Here is a 5,670-nt window from a genome sequence, read left to right as displayed (position 1 = left end):
GAACTGCTGATCGCCGTCGCCCTCATCCTGGTGCTGCGCCTGAAACCCTCCGGCGTCCTGCCGGAGCGGATCCCGCCGGCACCACGTCCCGTTACAGGAGCACGCTCATGACCCCGTTCGACGCCTGTGTCGCCGCCCTGCGCGAGCACGCTACCAAGGACGCCCTGTTCAAGGTCCTGGATAAAGCGCTGGCCGACAAGGTCGGCCATAAGCTGTTCACGCTGCTCTACGTCGCGCCGTCGGGCCTCCGCGTGAAGCGGATCTACACCAACATGCCGAAGGAATATCCGGTCGGCGGCTACAAGGAGATCACCGGCTCGCCCTGGCACCAGCACGTTGTCGAGGGCCGCAAGCCGTGGATCGGGTACAACGCCAAGGACATCGCCTGGGCCTATTTCGATCACGAGCTGATCGTGTCGCTGGGTTGCGAATCGGCCATGAACATCCCGGTGGTCTATGGCGGTCGCCTGCTCGGCACCATGAACCTGCTCGACGCGGCCGGCCACTACAAGGAAGCCGACGCAAGGACCCTCGAGCCCTTCGCCGCGCTGATGGTCGGGCCGTTCCTGGACGCGATTGCCGCCGATCCGGGATGAAGCGATTCATCCTGACCGGCACGCCGGGTGCCGGGAAGACCGTGCTGCTGCGGCAGCTCGAGCAGGCAGGTTTCGGCGTGGTCGAGGAGGCGGCGGCCGACGTCATCGCCCTCCAGCAGGCGCGTGGCATCACCGAGCCGTGGACCGATCCGGGTTTCATCGATCGTGTCGTCGATTTGCAAAGGCGGCGGCAGATGCGCGCGGCCGCCATGCCGGAAGAGGTCCAGTTTCACGACCGTTCGGCCATCTGCACGGCTGCCCTGGCGACCTACCTCGGCTACCCGGCCTCGCCCGCCCTTGCCGAGGAGCTGGCCCGAATCGAGCGGGACGCCGTCTTCGAGCGGCGGGTCTTCCTGATTCGCAGCCTGGGTTTCGTCATGCCGACGGCGGCGCGCCGGATCACGCAGGAGGAGGCGATGCGATTCGAGGCGATCCACGAGAGAATCTACCGCGAGCACGGTTTCGAGATCGTGCCCATTGATGCAGGAAGCGTGCTAGATCGGGCCGCAGCGATCACTCGGGCGCTCTAGCCGATCAGCGGGCGTCACCCCATATCGGAAGCGAAAACGGAGTCTTTGCGAATGAATGCGATGTTGGGCGACCTGCCGACCTGGAAGCTCTCCGACCTCTATTCCAGCCCGACCGGGCCCGACCTCGAGAACGACCTGAAGCGGGCCGGCGCCGACGCCGATGCATTCGCCCGGGACTACGAGGGCAAGATCGCCGGCCTGGGCGGCGCCGAGCTCGGCAAGGCGGTTGCCCGCTTCGAGGCCTTGCAGGATCTGATGGGACGCATCGGCTCGTATGCCTCGCTGTACTACGCGCAGGACATGGCCGATCCGGAGCGCGGACGTTTTTCGCAGAACGTGTCCGAGGCGCTGACCGATATCGGCAGCAAGCTGCTGTTCTTCCGGCTCGAGATCAACAAGATCGAGGACGCCGACCTCGCCGCGAAAATGAAGGAGCCGGCGCTGGCCAAGTACGGCCCGTGGCTGCGCGATGTCCGCGTCTTTCGCCCGCACGACCTTTCGGACGAGCTCGAGAAGTACATCCACGACCAGTCGGTGGTCGGCAGCTCGGCCTGGTCGCGTCTGTTCGACGAGACTATCGCGCGCCTGCGCTATCCCTTCCGCAACGAGGTGCTCACCGAGCCGCAGATCCTCGACAAGCTCTCGAGCAAGGACGCCGACGTGCGGCGCGACGCCGCCAAGTCGTTCGGCAAGGTCCAGGGCGACAACATCGCGATCTTCTCCCTGGTCACCAACACCCTGATCAAGGACAAGGAGATCGACGATCGCTGGCGCAAGTATCCGCGCTCGCAATCCTTCCGCAATCTCGCCAACGTCGTCGAGGACGAGGTCGTCGACGCGCTGGTCGCGTCGGTGAAGGCGGCCTATCCGCGTCTTGCGCATCGCTACTACAAGCTCAAGGCCAAATGGTTCGGCGTCGACAGGATGCCTTACTGGGACCGCAACGCACCGCTGCCTGAGCACGACGACCGCGTGATCCCGTGGAACGAGGCGGAGCGGATCGTGCTCGATGCCTACCACGCCTTCTCGCCGGAGCTCGCTGCCGTCGGGCGGAAATTCTTCGGCAGCGGTTGGATCGACGCGCCGGCGCGGCCGGGCAAGTCGCCGGGCGCCTTCGCCCATCCTACGGTGCCGTCGGCGCATCCCTATCTGCTGCTGAACTACCAGGGCAAGGTGCGCGATGTGATGACCTTGGCGCACGAGCTGGGTCACGGCGTGCACCAGGTGCTGGCCGCGCGCCAGGGCGCGCTGATGGCCGATACGCCTCTCACCCTCGCCGAGACGGCGTCGGTGTTCGGCGAGATGCTGACCTTCCAGTCGCTGCTGCGCTCGGCGCCTGACGCGTCGACGCGTAAGGCGATGCTGGCTGGCAAGGTCGAGGACATGCTGAACACGGTGGTGCGCCAGATCGCCTTCTACGATTTCGAATCGCGTCTGCACGCGGCGCGCCGCCAGGGCGAGCTTACGCCCGATGCGATCGGCGAGGTGTGGATGGCGGTGCAGAGCGAGAGCTTGGGCCCGGCCTTCACATTCGACGACGAGTACAAATACTACTGGTCCTACATCGGCCACTTCATCCATTCGCCGTTCTACGTCTACGCCTACGCCTTCGGCGACTGCTTGGTGAATTCGCTCTACGCCGCCTACCAGTCTGGCCAGCCGGACTTCCAGGCCAAGTATCTCGAGATGCTCGAGGCGGGCGGCGTGAAGCGCCACAAGGAGCTCTTGGCCCCGTTCGGCCTCGACGCCTCCGATCCCGCCTTCTGGGACAAGGGCCTGGGCGTGATCGCCGGTTTCGTCGACGAGCTGGAAAAAATATAGCGGCGCAAGAGGAGGTGAAGACCCTGTGCCGCGAGGTACGCCGGCGCTTCGAGAGCTACGCCAACGTGTCGCTCTCCTCGCCGCCCCAGGGCCTGCTCCACCTTGCCCATGCCGGCACGCCCGGAAGGACCGTCGACGCGATCGCGCTGTATCTGTCGGTGAACCTGTGGCAACGACAGGAACTCTCGCAGACGGCAAGCATCATTGACCGGCTGAAGCTCATCCTGGCGATGATGGACGCAGACCGAAAGGCAGCCTGAACGCGAACCATGGACGCCTGATCTCTCCTGTCGTCCTGAGCGTCGCGAAGGATCTCGTCGCCGGAAGTTGCGGTGCGCTCTCGTGGCCAGTGGCGATGAAGTCCTTCGCTTCGTTCCGGACGACAGATGAAATCGAGGGGCTATGCCGTGCGCCCTTGAGCGGCGCCAGGAAGGCGGATTCTTTATGCGTGCCGTGCCAGGCATGGAAGATTCGTCTGGCAAAGCTGGACACGGATCGCCACCTTGTCGCCGTGCAGGGCAAGACATCTGAATGACCCAGGACGAAGGTGACTCCCTCGGCGGCCGGTTGGGCCGCTACGCCAGGGTCGGCGCATCGGTCGGCGGGCTGGCGGCAAAGTTGGCGGGCCAGCGCTACCTCGGATTCTCGCTCGACCGTGACAAGCACGCCACCGAGCTCAAGGCTGCACTTGGCGGCCTGAAGGGACCGCTTATGAAGGCGGCCCAGCTGATCGCCACCATCCCCGACGCGTTGCCGCCGGAATACGCCCGTGAGCTGGCGCAGCTGCAGGCCAATGCGCCGGCCATGGGCTGGGCCTTCGTTCGCCGCCGCATGGCGACCGAGCTTGGTCCGGACTGGCAGGCCAGGTTCGCCCGTTTCGACAAGGAGGCATCGTTCGCCGCTTCGTTGGGGCAGGTCCACCGCGCGGCGCTGCCCGACGGGCGCGAGGTCGCGGCCAAGCTGCAGTATCCCGACATGGCCTCGACCATGGAGGCCGATCTCAACCAGCTGAAGCTGGTGTTCGCCATCGGCCAGCGCTTCGATCCGGCCATCCGCACCGACGAGATCCATGCCGAGATCACCACGCGCCTGCGCGAGGAGCTCGACTACCGCCGCGAGGCCAAGCACGTGGCGCTCTATCGCCACATGCTGCGCGACGAGCCCGATGTGCACGTCCCGGAGGTCGTGCCGTCGCATTCGACCGATCGCCTGCTAACCATGACGTGGCTGAGCGGCGAGCCGCTGCTCAACTGGAAGAGCCGCACCCAGGAGGAGAAGGACCGGCTCGCCATCAACATGTTCCGCGCCTGGTACGTGCCGTTCTATTTCTACGGCGTGATCCACGGCGACCCGCATCTCGGCAATTACACGGTTCGGCCGGACGGCTCGGTCAACCTTATGGATTTCGGTTGCGTGCGCATCTTCCCGCCGCGCTTCGTGCGTGGCTCGATCGAACTCTATCGCGCGCTCATGACCGACGACCAGGACCGCGCCGTGGCGGCCTACGAGGATTGGGGTTTTGCCGGCCTGACACGCGAGATGATCGTCGTGCTCAATCGCTGGGCTGCCTTCCTCTACGGGCCGCTGATGGACGATCGGCCGCGCCGCCTGACCGAGGGCATGGCCGAAGGCTTCGGCCGCGAGATGGCGCAGAACGTGTTCGGCGAGCTGCGCCGCTTGGGCGGCGTCCGCCCGCCGCGCGAGTTCGTGTTCATGGACCGCGCCGCCATCGGGCTCGGCGCGGTCTTCATCCACCTGCGCGCCTCGATCAACTGGCACCGGCTGTTCGAGGAGCTGATCGGGGATTTCGATGTCGAGGCGTTGGCCGCGCGACAGCGCGAGGCGCTCGAGAAGGCCGGCCTCGCCACGTCATGAGGATCCTCGTTACCGGTTCGTCGGGCTGGCTCGGTCGGACCCTGGTGCCGCGCCTGCTGCGCGACGGCCACACCGTGGTCGGCCTCGATCCCGAACCGGGACCGACGACGGCGGTCGTGGGCTCGGTCGTCGATCGCGGCCTGGTCGGCCGGCTCATGCGCGACCGGGCCATCGAGGCTGTCGTGCACGCCGCGGCGCGCCACAAGCCGCATATCGAGATCCACGACAACTCGGAGTTCGTGGCGGTCAACGTGCAGGGTACGCTCAACCTGCTGGAAGAGGCGGTGGCGCCGGGCTCCAAGGTCGACCGATTAATCTTCACCTCGACCACGTCGCTCATGATCTCGCAGCGCATCCGCGACGGGAGGGCGGGCGGCGCCGGGGAAGCGACCTGGATCGACGAGACGTTGTCGCCGCTCGAGCCGCGCAACATCTACGGCGTCACCAAGCGCGCCGCCGAGGAGCTGTGCCGGCTGTTCAATCACCTGCACCGGCTGCCGATCCTGATCCTGCGCACGTCGCGCTTCTTCCCCGAGGCGGACGACATGGCGCACGCGATCGCGCAGTCGGACGAGAACACCAAGGCCAACGAATACCTGTTCCGCCGCCTCACGGTGGAAGACGCTGCCGAGAGCCACGTCATAGCGCTCGACAAGGCGAAGGAGCTGGGCTTCGACACCTTCATCATCTCGTCGATGACGCCGTTCTCGCCGGCCGATAGCCGGGAGCTGCTGGTCGATGCGCCGTCCGTGGTGGCGCGCTATTTCCCCGACTATCGCAAGCTCTATGAGCAGCGCGGCTGGACCATGTTCGACTCGATCGACCGCGTCTACGACGCCGGCAAGGCG

Annotated in this window: 6 protein-coding genes; all 6 read left to right on the top strand. The window is 66.0% G+C overall.

What is annotated here, in order from left to right; all coding sequences use genetic code 11:
• Nucleotides 1-107 precede the first annotated feature (107 nt).
• Nucleotides 108-596: a GAF domain-containing protein gene (locus AB7O82_RS36695; RefSeq protein WP_428536732.1), complete on the top strand. Its 489-nt coding sequence runs from the start codon at nt 108-110 to the stop codon at nt 594-596.
• Nucleotides 593-1,126 (top strand): AAA family ATPase, encoded by a 534-nt coding sequence (locus AB7O82_RS36690; RefSeq protein ID WP_428536729.1) that lies wholly within the window; start codon nt 593-595, stop codon nt 1,124-1,126. Before AB7O82_RS36695 ends, AB7O82_RS36690 begins: the two co-directional genes overlap by 4 nt.
• A 51-nt stretch (nt 1,127-1,177) precedes the next feature.
• Nucleotides 1,178-2,947 (top strand): M3 family oligoendopeptidase, encoded by a 1,770-nt coding sequence (locus AB7O82_RS36685; RefSeq protein WP_428536726.1) that lies wholly within the window; start codon nt 1,178-1,180, stop codon nt 2,945-2,947.
• 14 nt (nt 2,948-2,961) lie between these two features.
• Nucleotides 2,962-3,207: a hypothetical protein gene (locus AB7O82_RS36680; RefSeq protein ID WP_428536723.1), complete on the top strand. Its 246-nt coding sequence runs from the start codon at nt 2,962-2,964 to the stop codon at nt 3,205-3,207.
• A 271-nt stretch (nt 3,208-3,478) separates the two neighbouring features.
• The gene (locus AB7O82_RS36675) at nt 3,479-4,822 is read left to right on the top strand and encodes an ABC1 kinase family protein (protein ID WP_428536720.1); all 1,344 of its coding nucleotides are present in this window, start codon (nt 3,479-3,481) and stop codon (nt 4,820-4,822) included.
• Nucleotides 4,819-5,670 (top strand): NAD-dependent epimerase/dehydratase family protein (locus AB7O82_RS36670; RefSeq protein ID WP_428621754.1); only part of this gene is annotated, 852 nt, incomplete at its 3' end. The genes AB7O82_RS36675 and AB7O82_RS36670, both read left to right, overlap by 4 nt.

This window comes from Reyranella sp. (assembly GCF_050185545.1).
Classification (GTDB): domain Bacteria; phylum Pseudomonadota; class Alphaproteobacteria; order Reyranellales; family Reyranellaceae; genus Reyranella.
Note: the sequence above shows the minus strand (reverse complement) of the source record. Positions and strands in the feature narration are given on the sequence as shown.

What these genes read in the sequence shown, in the direction of transcription:
- AB7O82_RS36695 (WP_428536732.1), top strand. Translation starts at nt 108, where the DNA reads ATGACCCCGTTCGACGCCTGTGTCGCCGCCCTGCGCGAGCACGCTACC.
- AB7O82_RS36690 (WP_428536729.1), top strand. Translation starts at nt 593, where the DNA reads ATGAAGCGATTCATCCTGACCGGCACGCCGGGTGCCGGGAAGACCGTG.
- AB7O82_RS36685 (WP_428536726.1), top strand. Translation starts at nt 1,178, where the DNA reads ATGAATGCGATGTTGGGCGACCTGCCGACCTGGAAGCTCTCCGACCTC.
- AB7O82_RS36675 (WP_428536720.1), top strand. Translation starts at nt 3,479, where the DNA reads ATGACCCAGGACGAAGGTGACTCCCTCGGCGGCCGGTTGGGCCGCTAC.